The following is a 17,824-nucleotide window of genomic DNA, read 5'->3' on the forward strand; positions in this document are numbered from 1 at the left end:
TTTCTAAGCGCATTTTTTATCTTCTAGACTCGGCATATTCAACAAAATTCAAATAATTGGCTTTAGCGAGTTGGTCTTTATACTCACTAAAGGGCACAGATTGGTGATAGAAGAGCCTGCCGTTATTGTAAAAGACAAAGCTCACTTCTTTTTCGATTAATAAAGATAACCAAACTATGATAGTTTCTGTTAATAAAAGGTTTGATTTTTTTCTAAATGAATTAACCAGTAACTTTACACGTTTTGAATTAGAAGAATTTACTAATTTAGAAAGTAAGTATTCTAAAGCAATGTATCGATTATTAAAGCAATGGAGAACTGTTGGTAAGAAGGAATGGAGTATTGAAGATTTTAGATATTTATTAGACATACCGAAAAGCTATCAATTGATTGATATTGACCGAAAAGTCTTGAATCCTATAAAAAATGAATTGTCTTCTATATTTAAAAATTTTAGTATTAGAAAAATTAAACAGGGACGTGGTGGAAAAGTTGTTGCACTAGAATTTACATTTCAAAAAGAAATTATTCCTAAACCTTCCAAAAAAGGGAATAAAGCAAGCATTAGAAGAGAAATTTTACCTGATTGGGCAAAAGACGACTATATACCGCCTAAACCAAAACTAATGGATAAGAAGACGTACGAAGACTTTGCAACGAAAATGGCAGACTTTGGAAACAAAATTGATTCATATGAAAGTACAGTTAAACAATATGAAAAAGATCTAGCTCATTGGGAAAAAAATATCAGTAAAATTATGTATATATCTATAACGGCATTGAACTAAGTATAAAAAGAACGTAAAATATCGTTATATCATACATTTTGGAGTGATCTTGATTATGAAAATGTTAGAGAACGTTACAGAATACATAACGCCTAAAGATGTTGCTAAACAATTAAAAATGGCTCCAGAAACCCTTAGGAAGTATGCTAATTTAGTTGATAAAATAAATGGAGAAAATTTCTTTACAAGAGATAATAATAATTCTGGGATGTATTCAAAAAAAGATATAACGCTTTTGTAACGTGTTATTGAACTAAAAAAAAACGCAGGTATAACGCTAGAAAAAGCTACTTATAAAGCTTTGGAAGAAATAAATGAAACGTCTGTAACAGATACCGTTTCAAACGAACAAAACGGTGCTAATGAGTATTTGGGAATCTTAATAAAAGAACAGAAAGAAACGATTGCTCGTTATGAAGTTTTAGCTGCTAGTTTATTTGAAAGCAATAGGATTTTAACGGATCAAGTACAAAATTTAATTGATACTCAAGAACAGCTTGCAATAGAAAAAAAGAAGAAGAGAAAGTAGTAGTAGATAAAATTTCTGAAAAAAAAGTTTTTTTTAGTCGTTTTCTGAAAAAGTTAAAAGCTTGATTTAACGCGATTGGATAAAAAATTGCATATTCTTCACAAGTGAGCAATCGAAAAAAAACGCCACAATAAGGGTGGCGGGGCTACTTGGCTTAATCGGTTTTATGTAAACTTTATATGTCTTCAGATAAAAAATATTATTTCTGTTTTTTTATAAAAATAAATTGTTGATCCTATTATTTGAATCATTAAACCAACTAAAATAAAATAGCTACCTTGATTGAAATTTCCAGTTGCTGATACTCTAATATATCCAATTAAAATAATGCTTAGTCCACTAAATTTATAAAAGTTTTATGACTTAAACATAAAGAAAATCTCTTTATGATAGTAGATTATTATCATCACTAAAAGATAAGCAGGAGAATACTTGCTCGCATTTCTGACTTAATACTAAACTTAAAAACCTAACCTAAAATTTAATAAGGTTTTTTGCATTATTATTTGCAAGCCAATTTGTTACATTATCAAGTAATTCTACTGAATCAAAATTTACATGAGAAGGAGAAATATTATCTGTTATCGATATAATATTCTCTTGAATACTATTTGCAGCTATCAATTGAACATAATCAGGTATAAAGTAGTTTAAAGATTTATAATAACGTTGGTGAGGCTCTACTATTTCTAAATGTCTTTCGAAATTACTTCTTTTTCTTGTGCTATCATTTTCCTTACGGTATTTTAAATTTTCATGGTTAGTGTATAAATAAAAATATTTATCAGGAAATTTTACTTTTCCATCCTTAATTTCACTTCGGAAAAACTCAGAAATAAAGTTTAAACTCTGATTATACATATTAAAATCAAAACACCAGTTATAACTCAGTGGCTGGAAAATGTCACCGTCAAGAATAACGTTATTATAGGTTTTAAGCTTTTCTTGAGCAATCTGCCTACGTTCTATCTGGCGTTCTAAGTACCATGTTTTTGATTCGGTTTTGCAGGGGTGAACAGACATGACTAAAACACTGTTGTATCAACCTATACAAGGCTTGTCTTTTTAAAGTTGTCCCATATGTTGTCTCAAATCATTCATTTTCCATGTATTTTGCGAATAAATCAGCTGTTTCCTTTTTTCGTTCTTTAGTCACATGCGCATAGATATTCATAGTAGTATGGATATCCCTATGACCTAATCGTTCTTGAACTTCTTTAAGTGTTGCATCTCATTTTACAATACACCAAGATAATCTATAGTTATTCTTCTATAAATAATTATACAAATAAGTTATACTGTGTATAATAGAATTGAGAACGGTTTTTAAATAAAGTCCTAGGAGGAATTATTATGAGAAATAACAATCAGAAAAGTATGTGGTCTTTGAAGTTTTCAACAGCAGCTATTGCACTAATACCGGCTGCTATTGGAATTAATTATTTAGGTAAATTATTTGCTGGATTTTTACGTTTGCCACTCTGGTTAGATTCGATTGGAACTGTACTTGCAAGTATAATTGCTGGACCAATTATTGGAGCACTGTCTGGAATTATTAATAATGTTATTTTTGGGTTAACGGCGGACCCAATCTCAACTGTTTATGCGATAACAAGCGGAGCAATCGGCTTAGTGACAGGGATAATGGCTTATAAAGGCTGGGTATCTTCAATAAGAACAGCCACAATTACAGGGCTTATTGTAGGGTTAGTAGCAGCGATAGTGTCTACGCCATTAAATATTATTTTTTGGGGTGGTCAAACTGGAAATGTGTGGGGGGATACTTTCTTTGCGTATTTAATAAATAACAATGTTCCTATGTGGTTAGCTTCATTTGGGAATAGTATCGTAGTAGATGTTCCAGATAAATTAGCAACAGTTATTATTAGTTACTTTATTTTTAGAGCTTTACCAAATAACTTTAAAAATATGTTCCATGGAGGCCAAGGCATCGAAGAATTATAAGAGGTGTATAAGATGGATACAATGACATTATATGTAGATAAAAAATCACCTATTCATTCAATTGATCCACTAACAAAGTTGATATATGCGATGGTAAATATTGCCATCGCTTATATTTTGAATCGTTTAGTTCCAATTTTCATTTTAACTTTATTGACGTTTTTTATTTTATTTTTAGGAAAGGTTTTTCGAAGAATTGTACCTATTTTAGGTTTAAGCTTACTGTTAATCTTTTCAATTGTAATTGTTCAAGGTTTTTTTAATCCAGAAAATCAAACGGTGCTATTTGAAATAGGTGGGATCATTTTTTATGAAGAAGGAATGCTTGCAGCTTCTATGTTTACTTTACGTATTTTAAATATGATTGCTTCTTTTGGTGTATTGATTTTGACGACTAGGCCAGATGAGTTGGTTGAAGCCCTTATACGAAGAGGATTTTCTCCCCGATTTGGTTATGTAATCTTAGCTGTTTTACAGCTTATCCCACAAATGCAAGCAACTATGGGAAAAATTACCGACGCACAGCGCTCACGAGGAATGGAAACAGAAGGAAACTTAAGCACACGTATTCAAGCTTTTTTCCCGCTCATCATTCCGGTCGTATTAAACTCTTTAAACGATACTCGAGAACGGGCGATTGCACTTGAAATTAGAGGCTTCGGTTCAAAATCGGCTCGAACCTTTTTAAATGAGAAACAAGAGTATCCTTATAAGCATATTTTACGTGGATTCATTCTTGTGGGACTTATTGGAGCGATTGTCTGGAGGGTATGGCGATGAGTATTATAGAAGTTAAAGGATTAAAATATAGATATCCAGATACAGAAAAACTTGCTTTAAACGATCTATCATTCACCATAAATAAAGGTGAATTTATCGGAGTAGTTGGCAGAAATAAAGCAGGAAAATCAACATTGTGTTATGCATTAGCAGGACTCGTCCCTCATTTTTTTAGAGGTGCTTATGGTGGAAAAGCAATAGTAAATGGATTAGAAATTCGTGCACATGAAGTCGAGGACATTATTGTAGATGTTGGTTTGGTGTTTGAAAATCCATTTTCTCAAATGACTGGATCAAAGTTTACAGTGTTTGAAGAAGTTGCTTTTGGTTTAGAAAATAAAGGGATTAACCGATTTGAGATGATTTCGCGAATCGAAGAGAGCTTAAAACTTTTAGATATTGAAACGTTAAAAGATAAAAATCCATTCAGCTTATCTGGCGGGCAAATGCAGAGAGTAGCCATTGCTAGTGTAATTGCTTTGAAGCCCGAAGTACTTATTTTAGACGAACCAACTTCACAATTGGATCCTCAAGGTTCTGAAGAAGTTTTTCAAGTCGTAGAAGAACTAACAAAAGAGGGAATCACAATTATCATGGCAGAGCATAAAATTGAGAAGATTGCTCAATATTCCGATCGTGTTCTTTTACTTAATGATGGAAAACTCATCGACTTTGATACACCAGAGAAAGTCTTTTCAAGAGCTGATTTAAATGAGCATGGTGTTTCAGCTCCTACTGCCACTCGTATTGCGAAAGAATTGGATATTACAGTAAAGCAGACAGGCTTATATCCCATTACTATAGCCGAATTAGTTGAGGAAAGGAGAAAGCTAGATGATTAAACTAGAGACAAAGAATTTATCCTTTTCTTACACACCTGAAAAGATTATTCTACATGAGTTGAATTTGGTTTTAGAAGAGAAAACAACAGGGATTATCGGTCAAAATGGTGCTGGAAAAACAACCTTTGTAAAATTACTAAAAGGTTTACTACGTCCGAGTAAAGGCAGTATTTTATTTAATGGTGAGGATATAGAAAATAAAACGGTCGCTGAATTGTCAAAAAATATTGGATTAGTTTTTCAAAATCCTAATGATCAAATTTTCAAAAACACAGTTATTGATGAAGTTATGTTTGGTCCATTGAACATCGGTTATAGCCAATCAGAAGCAGAAGGACTTGCAGTTCAAGCATTAAGTAGAGTTGGGTTAGAAGAAGTTCAAACGGTTAATCCGTACGATTTGAGTTTGTCGGAACGAAAACTTATTTCAATTGCTTCCATTTTAGCTATGGATACAGAAGTTATTATATTCGATGAACCAACAATGGGACAAGATTATGAAGGAAAAGAATTACTTAAAAAAATTATCCAAGAAGAAAAAGAAAAAGAGAAGCTCATTTTATGCATTCTTCATGATATGGACTTTGCTGCGGAAGTTTTTGAGCGAATGATTGTATTGAACCAAGGAAGAGTGTTATTAGATGGAGCAGCACGTGATGTATTCTCCGAAAAAGAAATACTTGAAAAGGCCTTTTTAGAGCAGCCGTATGCTACTCAGATAGCGGATGCGATGGATATTTCTGGTACTTATTTAAATGATAAAGAGCTTATACAAACAATCAGTAAATCTAGATAATCTAAAAAAAACATTATTCAATGGATAAGAAAACATTGGATAGTGTTTTTAATTGTGAATAAAATTATCCAATATGTGTGTAAATACTATAATGACGCTATTCATGAAGGGTGTACGCTTACTAATTTGTGAAATATGTGTTAAGATAGGTATAGTGAATCTTCTAGCAGACTAAAGTTTTATGAGTGAAGTTCTTTGCGGAGAAAATATTCTTATATGGAGGAAAAATATATTGGCAAAATCAAATATTATTGAATTAGAGTGGGACAGTTTACTTATACCTGAGGTTCTATCATCAGAAGAGGAAAAAATCATTCAGCAGTTGTTACTAAACATCTTTCGAATCTATTAACAAACCAATCGTCTGATTCTGAAGAGCTTAACAACATCACAGGAATTACGGTTGATGATTCTTTGTTAGAGTCTCAAAAATTAGAGCTTGATACAATTTCTAATGATGAATTATTTAATTACTTCCAAGAAGAAAAAGTAGAAATTCATCCAAATATTCTTTTTCCAAAAATTAAAAGAATTAATGTCTTGTTTTGGTTTTTGCATAATTTAGGACAATTAGATATCAATGAATCAAACATTGTAGTCCTGAATAATTCATACTTTTTCTAAAACTGTTAGTTAACCTTGTACTTATAATCTTTATAATATTCTATCTCATCACCCATTGGGTGATAAATTAAATGAAAAAAGAACCCCTTTCTGATATGGTTAATTCTCGATAAACAACCAATAGGAAGGAGTTCTCTCAATGTTTACTTTACAAGAATCTGCAGTGAAATTCAATAATAATCTACATGTCTCTCATACAGGTGTCTAGAGTTTGCAAACATATGTTACACAAGTCATTAATTAAGAAGCTCGGTATCCTGACTAATAAAAGTTTTCCTAAAATTTATATTAACCTGAATAATTCATAGCTTTTTAGAAAAACTATGAATTATTCAGGTACAATAATAAAACAACAAAGTAAGACAAAGGAGGAAGATTATGAATCATAAAGGAACAGAAACCTTAGAATCTAATCGACTGATTTTAAGGAAATTTAAATCAGAAGATGCTGATATGATGTTTCAAAACTGGGCAAACGACCAGCAGGTGACAAAATTCTTAACTTGGCCTACACATAGAAATGCTCAAGAATCCCGTTCTATATTAGATTTCTGGATATCTCAATACAAAGATCTTGAAACATATAGATGGTGTATTGTTTTAAAAGATAATAAAAACCCGATTGGTAGTATTAGCGTCGTTTCATTTAATCCTCATGTAGAATCTTTAGAAATCGGTTATTGTATTGGGAGAAATTATTGGAATCAAGGTTTTACAACTGAAGCAGTTCAAACGGTTGTAGATTTCTTATTTTCTCAAGTATCTGCAAATCGTATTGAAGCGCATATTGATCCACAAAATGAAGGTTCAGGCGTTGTATCAATTAAGTCCGGTTTTAAATATACAGGTTTAAGAAGACAAGTAGCAATTAATAATACAGGTATATGTGATGTCATTACTTATGAAATATTGAAAAGCGACTATTATTCTTTTTAAATTTATTACCAACTTTTCAATTCTATTCCGCAAAAATCGTTAATGAATTTGGAATATTTTGTAATAAATCTTATCATTAAATTTCGACGTGTAAAATCTTTTTTATGGGATTAAAACGAAATACTTTTTAAGGCTTGCAAAAGTTAGATTTAAAATATTCAGTCATCTATATATGTTGCAGAAAGTCTTATTAAGGAAAAAATTATTCAGGTTACTATATAGTTATAATACTGACTTGAAGGGGTTCAGATGAACCCCCTTATCTCATGGGTTTTAATTGCAATAATCAAATGTATGAATATATTCTTCTCTTCCTATATTACTTAAGCATCTACTTACCACCGGTCTACCACCGAAACTATAATTGTTTAGGCCTGTATATGTTTAGTGTGTAGAGTTAGATGTTGGATTGATAGGATTGTGAGTGCCTCTCTGTTCATATGGATTAACTTTACTATAATGGTAATGAAGATATCATGGATCTATAGTAACTGTTATAAATATGATTTCTATAACAAGGAGATAAAAATATTTTTTAGAGCAATTAAAGATACAGAACAATAAATTGCTTGACTTTTAATATAATATAGATGTTAAGGGCGATTATTTGAGGCCCTTACCTCGATAAATCAAAAGCACAAGTTTAGTAGTTTTTCATCTACTAAACTTGTGCTTTTTTTATGTAATTTGAGTTCTTCACAAATCATTTTGTGTCTTTTACAAAACTCACCATGCGACTATAGTTATTTAAAATAGTTGCCCCAAAAGTTGTCCCATCTTGGGACAAAGACAGAAATTCACAGTAATCTATTTTCTGGAAAACACTCCTATATCAATGTCAGGTAATTCATAGAAGGTATCAGAAATTTAAATATGGACCTTGGGACGCTCGAATAAAAGATTTACTTCTGGAATTACATAAGTATTAGTTATTCTAGCAATTTCATTAGCAGTTGTTGTTTTTCCTACTGCACTTGCTCCTTCTAAACAAATTAATGACATCTTATCACCCCTTATATTTTTCAATAAATATATATTTTATTCGACTAATATTCTATCATTTAGTTATATTAAAATCCTAATCTAAAATTTAATAAGGTTTCACTTATTTCGTCTTCATTGATCCCGATATAGCGCTTCGTGATTTTTTCGCTGCTATGACCAAATATTTCCATCAGTGTGGCCACATCTTTGGTTTTCTTGTAATAGTGGTAACCAAACGTCTTACGCAGCGTGTGCGTGCCGATATCGTCTCTTCCTAACAGCTGAGCGACCTTTTGAAACATCTGATAGACCGTTTGAGCACCCGTTGATGGATTAATTGTTGGAATGGCAAGTTGATATCGGTCACTTGGAGTGCTCCAAAATTGAGATACCGCAATAATATTCGGATTCAAATCAACAAATTGACTGACCGAATTATATTGATAAAAATCATTATCAATCGGCTTAAACATTTCAGGTGATACTTCATAGAAAATCAAAGTTGCTCCCATCGCAAAAACATCGTGAATGGGATAAGATACTTGCATGAATGATTCTGTTCCATTCGGTCTGTAATAAGGATACGAAATAATGTAATTATTACGGAAATCAAGTTGAAGTTGTTCAGAAACCGTGTAATCAGAGCGATCTATCATTGTTTGCAGTTCTTCGTATTTCGTATCCTCACCTCCAATATTTCCAAAACTAGCATTCTCAACAACATATCTAAAATCACCATAAGCTTCTAAAGCCTCGGGAGAGATAATCCAATTGAATGCTTCAAACGCTTGGTGGAGCTCAATGACATTTTGATAACTTGATGGTTGACTTGTCGATTCAGTTGACAGCTTTTGAAAACGAGTTAGGTTTACATTAAAAGTAATGTCATCCATTGAATTACTTTGTGTCTCGTAAAAGCTCACTAAATCATAGGAATCCTGGACGTCGTTATAATAAAAATAAAGATTCGTGTCTAATTTTATCATATTTGACTGCTCACCGATGTAGTTTTGATATTGATAAGATGCGTATCCCAGACCATCAGTTCCTTGATGATCAACAATTCCATCACGATTAAAAGTTAGTTGATGGGAAGTATCAGGTTTAAAAGAATCAGAAACTGTGACTTTATTTGAAAGAAAGAACACTAAACTTTCCTCTGACCTTTCCAGATAATTATCGTAAGGCATAGTTACGTTTTGTAAACTAATGCTTTGAACTGCACCAGTAGATTGATAATTCCCAATAAAATCCTGATAAGGTAAGGATTCTGTACTGGCATTCGAAGCGTTATCTCCAGCAGGACTAGCATATTGTGCTAAGTATTCACGGGCATATTCTGTTAATGACATCTCTGTTGCATGGTCAATCCACCCTGGATAACCATCTTCCAAAGTGTAAATAATATCTCGAATTTGAGCATCACTTAAAGTTGTTCCACTGATAGCAGAGTTGAATAATGCATCATCAAAATCATCCATATATTGTCCGCCATCTACCCAACCATTGCCAGATGATAGTGAAGAGCTTAAATAATCAACGAACTCTTGTCGTCCCATTAAACCTTGCGCAGAGACGGGTTGTAAGTTAATCATTGCGAGAGAAGTCGCGAGTAACAAGCCAGCTTTTAAAATTTTAAACATAAAATACTCCTATTATTTGATAAGTATATTCTTAATTTGAACTCACGCAAACTAGCCAAAAAACTGCTTGATTTCAACTTCAGCAGCTTCAGGTGAGTCTGAGCCATGAATCGTATTATAAGTTAAATCAGTCGCAAAGTCTCCACGAATTGTTCCCGGCATTGCTGCAAAGACATTTGTCGGCCCCATCAATGTCCGCATACCTTGAATAGCTTCTTCGCCTTCAACAATCATTGCAAATACTGGTCCGGATAACATATAAGCTTCCAGTTTAGAATAGAAATTCTGTTCTAATAAATGAGCATAATGATTCGCAATTATCTCTGAATCAAGATCCATTAACTTTGCTTGAACGATCTGGTAGCCTTTTCTTTCAATTCGACTAATAATCTCACCCAGTAACTGTCGTTGGATAGCATCAGGTTTCAACATGATGTAAGTCTGTTCTACCGCCATGATCTCACTCCTCTATAGTATTGTTAATTTCATTTTATTTGAAAATAACTATAATCGTATTTTCACTTACCAGTAGCCTTATACTTGTCTTCATCTTGGATAGCTTTCATACCACCTTCGATAATGATAGGTTGAAATCCTAGTGTCTCAAGGTACGAAGCAGCTGCTGTTCCTCGGTTCCCAGAACCGCATAAAGTATAGATGTGTTTACTGTTATTAAGGGATTGATGAGACGTAGGTAAATCTTCAAACGGAATGGATTTAAGATTATTTTTTGGTGCGATACGTGTAATTTCGGACGGATTTCTAACATCAAGAAGAGTATAATCGCCTTCAAGATCTAAGAAATCCTTAGCAGAGATTGTATCACTTTGTCTGAGTTCTGAATTAGGGATTTCCTCAAACAAAATATAACCAGACAACTCTGTAAAGCCTAATTCTTTTGCTGATAATTGAAGATCGTCTAAGTGTTGTGAACTTTTATCATCAGTGACAAAGACCATGGGCTCATTAGTCGGAAAATAGTTGATGGCGTACTTTTTAAAGTTAGCTAAATTAAGATTCAGTGCCCCAACAATATGGCCAGCTTGAAATGAATGTTGCGAACGTGTATCAATGATGTGTTGTCCATTAAGTGAGCTGTAATTTAATTTTTGCATATAATCATCCTCCGATTATTCTAATTATAGTAAGTATATGGTATTAAAATTAGCGAAGCAAAGGATTATTGATATTTAAAAACAATGCATGAATGCTTAATATTTTGAGGGTTAAAACTTTACACAAAATTTACGTAAACTTTACATTAAAACTGCCAAATTTACATCAAATTTACATTACATTGCTATAATAATTCTTGTAATACAATACAAATAATTTATGGAATAGGGGAATTTTGAAAAAATGAAGAAATCTCTTTTAGTATCATTATGTGCTTCTGTATTATTATCAGTCGCATCACCTACATTTGTTTCTGCGAGACAAGAAGAAGGTCAATTTGCTGATCTACCAGTTGTTACTTTAGAAGAAGGTCGCGCTTTAACTGAAGATTTATCACTAGTAAACGAAAACCAAGCCAAATACGTATTCTTATTCATCGGTGACGGAATGGGGAACATCCCTGTATCTGCGGCAGAATATTACTTAGGCCCAGATAATGGTAATGAAGGAAATGGTGTAGCGCAAGCACAACCTTTAAACTTCTCACAATTTCCAGTAATTGGTTTACAAAACCCAACGGATGCAGACCACTATGTGCCAGACTCAGCAGCAACAGCAACTTCATTCGGTAACGGTGTAAAGATTGATTCAAATGTGATTGGTTTAACTCCTGGCTTCACTGAACAAACAGAATCAGTAGCTGAAAAAGCACAAGCTGAAGGTAAATCAATTGGTATTCTTTCAACTGTTACATTAAACCACGCAACACCAGCAGCATTCTACTCAAACGTTGAGCACCGTAATAACTATTATGAAATCGGTGAACAAATGGCTTTATCTGACTTCGATTATTTCGCTGGAGGATCTCTAGGAGGTCGTACGGGTGAAGAAGGTCAACCTGACTTATACGATGTAATGGAAGAAAATGGCTATACTGTTGCAGATACACAAGAAGAATTTGATGCAATTACTGCAGATTCAGGTAAAGTATATGCTCCAGCAGCTGTATTATCTGAAGCAGATGGTTCTTCAATGAAATACGCAATGGACCGTGACGAAGGTGAGCAAACATTAGCAGACATGGTTTCTAAAGGGATTGAAGTATTAGGTTCAAACGAAGAAGGATTCTTCATGATGACTGAATCTGGTAAGATTGACTGGGCAGAGCATGCGAATGATGCAGCTGCTACAGTTCACGAAGTTATTGACTTCCAAAATGCTATCCAAGAAGCAGTTAACTTCTACTATGAGCATCCAGAAGAAACTTTAATCGTTGTTACAGCTGACCACCCAACTGGTGGATTTACAGTAGGTAACTCAGAAACAGGATACAACAGTTACTTCCACTTAATCGATAACCAAGCTGTTTCTCAAGAAGAATTCGATGTTATCTTTGCTGAAGCATTAGAAGAAAATCCAGAAATGACTTTCGAAGATTTTGTTCCAGTATTAGAAGAAAACTTTGGTTTCATCATTGATTTAGAAGCAACTGAAGAAGTATTAACACAAGCAGAAGCAAGCGAAGCTGAAGCAGAAGAAACTGATTTAATGGCAGTATCTGCATTAGACTTAGAAGAATTACGCTATGCATTTGAGCAATCTAAATTAGAATATGGTGACCGTAACGCTGGTCAAGCTGACGTTATCAAAGGTTACCACTCATACTTACCAATCTCTATTGCATCAACTCGTTTAGTAGCTCGTAAAGCTGGTTTTGGATTTACAACGGTTGACCACTCACCAGAGCGTGTTCCAGTTTATGCAATCGGATCAGGCGCTGCAATGTTCGAAGGAAACTTTGAAAACAACGACATTGCTTACAAATTATTAGCAGCAATGGGTATGTACGAAGGTGGCGACACAGCAATTGCACCAATTGAAGTAACTGGTAAAGCTTCTGCTGACGAAGCAACTGAAGAAGAGTCAACAGAAGAAACAAATGAAGAGTCTGCAGAAGAAACTTCAGAAGAATCAACTGAAGAAACTACTGAAGAAGAGACAACTGAGGAATCAGCTGAAGAAACAACTGAAGAAGAATCGGCTGAATAATCTCTGAGGAATTTAATTAAACAATTTCTTAGCGCAGCGATATTTATTTAACGTTGCGCTTTTGAATTTTAGGAGACATTTATGAAAAGAAATTTATTATTATTTATTGGACTATTTTTCACTTTAATTGGCCCTAAGAGTAGTGTACTGGCTCAAGTTGAGGAACTGACTTTGTCTGATGTACCTTTTGTAGGATATTATATAGCACCAGAAGATCATGCGATAGAGGGCTTATTATTCGAAGAAAATCAACTTTTAATTTATATTAAAGACCAACACGATTTAACTGACCAAGCAACTGGGCTAGAAAAGAGTCAATGGTTAGCTGACTTTCATTCTTTTCCATATCCAGAATTATCAAATTATTCTGAAAGTGTCCGTGAACGTTACTTAAGCGAAGATAATTTACCATATGATTTACAAGCAGATTATAGAGAAATTGTCTCTATGATTACACCTGAAATGTCACAATTGGACATTTTAAATTTAATCAATAACCGTATTCCGGGCATTTACTATACGGAAAAAGATGGGTATGCTTATTATACAATCGCAAGTCCGACTGTGTTTGAAGAAGAGGATGCGTGGAACATTCAACTATTCGGTGAAGAATTATTCGTACTTGAAGAAGTTGATGGAAAGTTGCAAGATCAAGATGGAATCACTTATAAGTATCTTGCTGGAATTACGCCAAATTAATTAATAATTGAAAGGATAAGAAGCCATTGAAAAAATGTTTGACGCTACTTTTAACCACTACTTTATTGCTATCACTGAATCCAGTGATGATTTTGGCAGAAGAAGATCATGACCATGATGCGACTGAAACTTTAGCAGCAGACCATCATCATGAACATGGAACGAATTATGCCAATTTCATACCAGCTAATATACTAAATCCAGACGATAGCGTCTATAAAGCACCAGAAGCTACTGATGATTACGTTGGTCTTTATACTGCCCAAGCTAGAGTTGAAGATTTGGATACTGATTTAGAATTAATTCTATCGATTGGCGATGACGGCTTGTTCAACTTAGCCTATTATTTTGTGAATATCCCGGAACAACGTGGCGTTAGATTTTATGCAAATGAAGAGGGTGAAGTTGAAAGTACTGAAGCAATCTATCAAGATTTAGTCATTCTTACAGGCGCTTTACGAGAGGGCGAAGGTGGTTTGGGTACAGGCTTAATTGGTAAAACTCTATCACCGGTCGTTCTTTTAGATGAGAACGGAGAAGCAGACCGTTTATATCCCTACATGAATTTAGCTTTTGATTTGAGAGAGAATCACCAGAACGCACGTGTATACCAAAATGTTGGCCTATACTTAGCTGATGATGTGGTTGCTGTAGATGTGAATCATTTAATCGGACTAGATAGTGAAGAGCAGATTATGACGCAGTTTTCATCGGTTGAAGAAGGGCATGAAGATGAATTCTTAGTAGAAAGCCACACATATGAATTACTTCAAGAGAGTTTTGATAATGATTTAATAGAGCATAATGATTTCAAGATGGCTTACCAATCTGAGAATGAATTTATGCAACTTGTCCTAGCCATGCATCTAAGAACTAACACAAGTTTTCCACAGGATACCGAAGTTGAATTGATTGACCCTGAAAGTGTTCAACTTAATGATGACTTGAATCCTCAATACGCGATGTTAATTAATGACTCTGTCATATATGTTTTTGATGGAGAAAGCTTGTTTATGGCCGAAGATGTTGAAGAAATTGATGGTGAATATACTGCTGAAAATTGGGTAACAAATTAATTAATCGCCTGGAGGTGAAGTATAAATGGCTTTTGAAAAAGATTCTGAAAAAGAAGTAAAACGCGAAGTTTATAATGACCCGCATCACCCAGATCATCCACATAACCGTGATAAAGATAGCTCAGATAAGCAAGAGGAAGAAAAGCTTGAAGAGTCTCGCGAACAAACTTATGGTGGCGACCCTCATCATCCGGATCATCCGAGAAATCGTAAGTAAGCAAAATGCAAGAGAAGAACCTAATCAGAAATGTGATTAGGTTCTTTTTTGTTGGCTAAAGACAGACTGCAATTCAATTCGTCTCAAGTAGCCTCAACTCAAGCCAAACCACCATCCCATTTGTCTCAAGTAACCTCAACTCAAGCCAAACCACAATTCATTTGTCTCAAGTAACCTCAACTCAAGCCAAACCACTATCCCATTTGTCTCAAGTAACCTCAACTCAAGCCAAACCACCATCCCATTTGTCTCAAGTTGCTTCAACTCAAGCCAAACCACAATTCATTCGTGTCAAGTTACCCCAACTCAAGCCAAACCACCATCCCATTCGTCTCAAGTTACTCCAACTTAAGCCAAACCACTATCCCATTCGTCTCAAGTAACCTCAACTCAAGCCAAACCACAATCCCATTCGTCTCAAGTTGCCTCAACTCAAGCCAAACCACCATCCCATTTGTCTCAAGTTGCTTCAACTCAAGCCAAACCACATTTCATTCGTCTCAAGTTACCCCAACTCAAGCCAAACCACCATCCCATTTGTCTCAAGTTGCTTCAACTTAAGCCAAACCACTATCCCATTTGTCTTAAGTTCCATCCCCACAATAAATAATCGCTAAAAAAAACCTAACCAAACAAAATTTGGTTAGGCTTTTTTCGCTTTTACTTATTACTGCGAAAAACAGCTTCTAGGCGATAAATGCGATTACCTCTAGATGAGAATTTTTCTTCATATTCTGTCATGACGTTGCCTTCGAAATCTGACTTGTGTAAATCAAGCCAAACTTGCTTAAAGTACATGCCGTATTCAGACATGCTCTCAAGTGAGTGTTCAAATAGACCTTGGTTATCAGTCTTAAAGTGAACTTCTCCGTTTTCAGGAAGGATAGTTTCATATTGTTTTAAAAATAAGGGTGAAGTTAGACGTCTTTTAGCATGACGTGTTTTTGGCCATGGATCACTAAAGTTTAAGTAAAGTAAGCTGATTTCAGCAGGTGCGAAATATTCACTTAAATCACTGCCGTCACCATGTAGGATTTGTACATTTGGTAGGGCATCTTCAATTTGTTTCTCCAAGATTGTAACAATCACACTTGTTTGGATTTCAACGGCGATATAATTTATTTCTGGGTGGGCTTTTGCCATATTCATAATGAATTGTCCTTTTCCTGATCCAACTTCAATATGGATAGGTTGCTTTTTTTCAAAGCGGGACTGCCATTTACCTTTGTACTCAGTCGGTTCAGCTGGTACGTATTGTGGATATTCATTTAATTTGTCTTGTGCCCAAGGTTTGTTACGTAAACGCATAATTTAATTGCTCCTTAATTGATTAAATCTTCATAGATAGTTTTAAGTAAAATAATGTATTCATTGGTTTTGTGTTGACGGCCTTCAAGATAATATTGCTTAATTAAATAAAGGCAATTCATCATACTATACCAACGAACGCGTTTGTAGAAAGAATTGTTAATAGGGTAGTTATATAACTCAAACCAAGCCATCCATTCACTCGGGGAAAAATAATGTACGAGTATCATTGTAATATCACTTAAAGGATCAGCTACTTTAACACTTTCCCAATCAACGAGATAGAGATGGTCATCATGGCTCTTCAAAAAGTTATTATGATTTAAATCTCCGTGGCATACTGTCCGGCGCAAATCATAAAAATCATTATCAATGGCATCTTCCATATGTCGAATGACTTCGTTTAAGAAATGATTCGAAGCAAGTGTAGGAGACAAATCCACAAAATATTGATTAATAAAATCCAAAGGATAAAAATTACGCTCGCCCATTCGTTTGAGCATGAGTAATAAATTATCTGAGCCATGTATTTGACGGATTAATTCAATGACTTCTTTTGAACCCATATCTTCTTTCTTTAATAGACGTCCATCTTTCCATTCCTGGGCGGTAAATGTATCACCGGAGAAAGTTCTTTGCGTCCACATTAATTTGGGGGCAATGCCTTCAGCAGATAATGCTGCGATAAATGGAGAAGTATTTCGTTTAAAGAATACTTTCTCGTCTGATTTTACGCCCATATAAGCATCACCAGATGCACCTGCAATTGGGTGAAGTTCCCAATCGCCTTGTTGGTCATACATAGATTTTTCTGCCTCCCCCCAAAAACTAACTTAAAAAAATCACAATATCAAATATTTTACCATGATAAGAATTTGGGTCAATCTTTTTTTAGTTATTTTGATTAATTAAATAATAATCGATAAGTTCACCCGTATAAATATCACTTGCGAATTGATATTGTAAACGACCTTCAGCATTCTCAACAGTTACGCCACCAATGTAAACAAGGGGCTTGTCTTCAAATAAATCATATTCAATTGAATCGTAGTCGATCCATGAGCCAACGACGTTTCCATTTTGTCCGAGGCGGTTTTTTGCAGTTTCTAAGACAAGGCCTGCTTTTTTAGGACGGTTTTCTTTAATTAATAATGTCGCTGCCGCTCCGATGAGGACACCGGTTGCTAAAAGTAGTCCACCTAAGAGACCGTTATTATCATAATTGTAGTTTAGATTTTTATTGTTTTTATTTTCACTCATGTACTTTCACTCCTAATATTAGATTCTTAAACTAGTTTAACACGTTGTCTGTTTCATGGCTAAAGAAAACCTTGGAAACCATTATCCTGAATAATTCATAGTTTTTCTAAAAATGTCAATTAATGTTGTGATTATAGTACTTGTAGTAAATTGCTTCATCACCCGTTAGGTGATGCAAAAAGAACCCCTTTCTGATATGGTTAATTCACAAC

Annotated in this window: 21 protein-coding genes and 2 pseudogenes; 13 read left to right on the plus strand and 10 right to left on the minus strand. The window is 34.3% G+C overall.

Translation table 11 applies throughout. The features are described from left to right. Positions 1-155: 155 nt before the first annotated feature. The 3 genes from FEZ33_RS04395 to FEZ33_RS04405 are packed head-to-tail and all read left to right on the plus strand — an operon-like array spanning position 156 to position 1,317. The gene (locus tag FEZ33_RS04395; RefSeq protein ID WP_268951500.1) at positions 156-788 is read left to right on the plus strand and encodes a replication initiation protein; all 633 of its coding nucleotides are present in this window, start codon (positions 156-158) and stop codon (positions 786-788) included. A gap of 55 nt (positions 789-843) precedes the next feature. Then, on the plus strand, positions 844-1,029 hold the full coding sequence (locus tag FEZ33_RS04400; RefSeq protein WP_138404188.1) for a hypothetical protein: 186 nt from the start codon (positions 844-846) through the stop codon (positions 1,027-1,029). A gap of 60 nt (positions 1,030-1,089) precedes the next feature. Then, positions 1,090-1,317 carry a hypothetical protein gene (locus FEZ33_RS04405; RefSeq protein WP_138404189.1) on the plus strand — a complete coding sequence of 76 codons (228 nt, stop codon included), beginning with the start codon at positions 1,090-1,092 and terminating at the stop codon, positions 1,315-1,317. 474 nt (positions 1,318-1,791) lie between these two features. Here the strand turns inward: FEZ33_RS04405 and FEZ33_RS04410 are convergent, their stop codons facing one another. Continuing rightward, entirely contained in the window at positions 1,792-2,340 is a 549-nt protein-coding gene (locus tag FEZ33_RS04410; protein ID WP_138404190.1) for a chloramphenicol acetyltransferase, read from the minus strand. A gap of 70 nt (positions 2,341-2,410) precedes the next feature. Beyond that, positions 2,411-2,545 (minus strand): annotated as a pseudogene (locus FEZ33_RS04415) (site-specific integrase); the annotation flags it as partial. Positions 2,546-2,670: 125 nt separating this feature from the next. On the opposite strand from FEZ33_RS04415, the gene FEZ33_RS04420 reads away from it, so the two are divergent. From FEZ33_RS04420 to FEZ33_RS04445, 6 genes are all read left to right on the plus strand, one after another. Further along, positions 2,671-3,282 (plus strand): ECF transporter S component, encoded by a 612-nt coding sequence (locus FEZ33_RS04420; protein ID WP_138404191.1) that lies wholly within the window; start codon positions 2,671-2,673, stop codon positions 3,280-3,282. Between the two features lie 12 nt (positions 3,283-3,294). Continuing rightward, the gene (locus tag FEZ33_RS04425; RefSeq protein WP_138404192.1) at positions 3,295-4,062 is read left to right on the plus strand and encodes an energy-coupling factor transporter transmembrane component T family protein; all 768 of its coding nucleotides are present in this window, start codon (positions 3,295-3,297) and stop codon (positions 4,060-4,062) included. Beyond that, positions 4,059-4,904: an energy-coupling factor ABC transporter ATP-binding protein gene (locus tag FEZ33_RS04430; protein ID WP_138404193.1), complete on the plus strand. Its 846-nt coding sequence runs from the start codon at positions 4,059-4,061 to the stop codon at positions 4,902-4,904. Before FEZ33_RS04425 ends, FEZ33_RS04430 begins: the two co-directional genes overlap by 4 nt. Next, a complete protein-coding gene (locus FEZ33_RS04435) occupies positions 4,897-5,700 on the plus strand; it encodes an energy-coupling factor ABC transporter ATP-binding protein (RefSeq protein WP_138404194.1) in 804 nt (267 codons plus the stop codon). The genes FEZ33_RS04430 and FEZ33_RS04435 overlap by 8 nt, the downstream gene beginning before the upstream one ends. A gap of 414 nt (positions 5,701-6,114) precedes the next feature. Further along, on the plus strand, positions 6,115-6,324 hold the full coding sequence (locus FEZ33_RS04440) for a hypothetical protein (protein WP_138404195.1): 210 nt from the start codon (positions 6,115-6,117) through the stop codon (positions 6,322-6,324). A 378-nt stretch (positions 6,325-6,702) separates the two neighbouring features. Beyond that, complete coding sequence (locus tag FEZ33_RS04445; protein WP_138404196.1) at positions 6,703-7,260, plus strand: GNAT family N-acetyltransferase; 558 nt, start codon at positions 6,703-6,705, stop codon at positions 7,258-7,260. A gap of 867 nt (positions 7,261-8,127) precedes the next feature. Here FEZ33_RS04445 and FEZ33_RS12705 read toward each other — a convergent pair. The 4 genes and pseudogenes from FEZ33_RS12705 to FEZ33_RS04460 all read right to left on the minus strand — a co-directional run bounded on the left by FEZ33_RS12705 (position 8,128) and on the right by FEZ33_RS04460 (position 11,002). Then, positions 8,128-8,262 carry an ATP-binding protein gene (locus tag FEZ33_RS12705; RefSeq protein ID WP_235888768.1) on the minus strand — a complete coding sequence of 45 codons (135 nt, stop codon included), beginning with the start codon at positions 8,260-8,262 and terminating at the stop codon, positions 8,128-8,130. A 68-nt stretch (positions 8,263-8,330) separates the two neighbouring features. Continuing rightward, positions 8,331-8,558: pseudogene (locus FEZ33_RS04450) on the minus strand (tyrosine-type recombinase/integrase); the annotation flags it as partial. A gap of 1,380 nt (positions 8,559-9,938) precedes the next feature. Then, entirely contained in the window at positions 9,939-10,343 is a 405-nt protein-coding gene (ndk, locus tag FEZ33_RS04455; protein WP_138404197.1) for a nucleoside-diphosphate kinase, read from the minus strand. Between the two features lie 62 nt (positions 10,344-10,405). Next, a complete protein-coding gene (locus FEZ33_RS04460; protein WP_138404198.1) occupies positions 10,406-11,002 on the minus strand; it encodes a rhodanese-like domain-containing protein in 597 nt (198 codons plus the stop codon). 244 nt (positions 11,003-11,246) lie between these two features. Between FEZ33_RS04460 and FEZ33_RS04465 the strand changes: the two genes are divergently transcribed. From FEZ33_RS04465 to FEZ33_RS04480, 4 genes are all read left to right on the plus strand, one after another. Beyond that, complete coding sequence (locus FEZ33_RS04465) at positions 11,247-13,052, plus strand: alkaline phosphatase (RefSeq protein WP_138404199.1); 1,806 nt, start codon at positions 11,247-11,249, stop codon at positions 13,050-13,052. A gap of 81 nt (positions 13,053-13,133) precedes the next feature. Beyond that, positions 13,134-13,751 carry a hypothetical protein gene (locus tag FEZ33_RS04470; RefSeq protein ID WP_138404200.1) on the plus strand — a complete coding sequence of 206 codons (618 nt, stop codon included), beginning with the start codon at positions 13,134-13,136 and terminating at the stop codon, positions 13,749-13,751. A gap of 26 nt (positions 13,752-13,777) precedes the next feature. Next, positions 13,778-14,827, plus strand: coding sequence for a hypothetical protein (locus FEZ33_RS04475; protein ID WP_138404201.1), 1,050 nt, complete (start codon positions 13,778-13,780; stop codon positions 14,825-14,827). 25 nt (positions 14,828-14,852) lie between these two features. Then, the gene (locus FEZ33_RS04480; RefSeq protein ID WP_138404202.1) at positions 14,853-15,044 is read left to right on the plus strand and encodes a hypothetical protein; all 192 of its coding nucleotides are present in this window, start codon (positions 14,853-14,855) and stop codon (positions 15,042-15,044) included. 338 nt (positions 15,045-15,382) lie between these two features. Here the strand turns inward: FEZ33_RS04480 and FEZ33_RS12400 are convergent, their stop codons facing one another. The 4 genes from FEZ33_RS12400 to FEZ33_RS04495 form a co-directional block, all read right to left on the minus strand. Beyond that, positions 15,383-15,532 carry a hypothetical protein gene (locus tag FEZ33_RS12400; protein ID WP_171031281.1) on the minus strand — a complete coding sequence of 50 codons (150 nt, stop codon included), beginning with the start codon at positions 15,530-15,532 and terminating at the stop codon, positions 15,383-15,385. Positions 15,533-15,704: 172 nt separating this feature from the next. Continuing rightward, positions 15,705-16,352 carry a tRNA (guanosine(46)-N7)-methyltransferase TrmB gene (gene trmB / locus FEZ33_RS04485; protein ID WP_138404203.1) on the minus strand — a complete coding sequence of 216 codons (648 nt, stop codon included), beginning with the start codon at positions 16,350-16,352 and terminating at the stop codon, positions 15,705-15,707. 14 nt (positions 16,353-16,366) lie between these two features. Further along, on the minus strand, positions 16,367-17,155 hold the full coding sequence (locus FEZ33_RS04490) for a phosphotransferase family protein (RefSeq protein ID WP_138404204.1): 789 nt from the start codon (positions 17,153-17,155) through the stop codon (positions 16,367-16,369). A gap of 88 nt (positions 17,156-17,243) precedes the next feature. Further along, complete coding sequence (locus FEZ33_RS04495) at positions 17,244-17,612, minus strand: hypothetical protein (protein ID WP_138404205.1); 369 nt, start codon at positions 17,610-17,612, stop codon at positions 17,244-17,246. Between the last annotated feature and the right edge of the window lie 212 nt (positions 17,613-17,824).

It is taken from the genome of Ruoffia tabacinasalis (genome assembly GCF_005864045.1).
Taxonomy (GTDB): domain Bacteria; phylum Bacillota; class Bacilli; order Lactobacillales; family Aerococcaceae; genus Ruoffia; species Ruoffia tabacinasalis.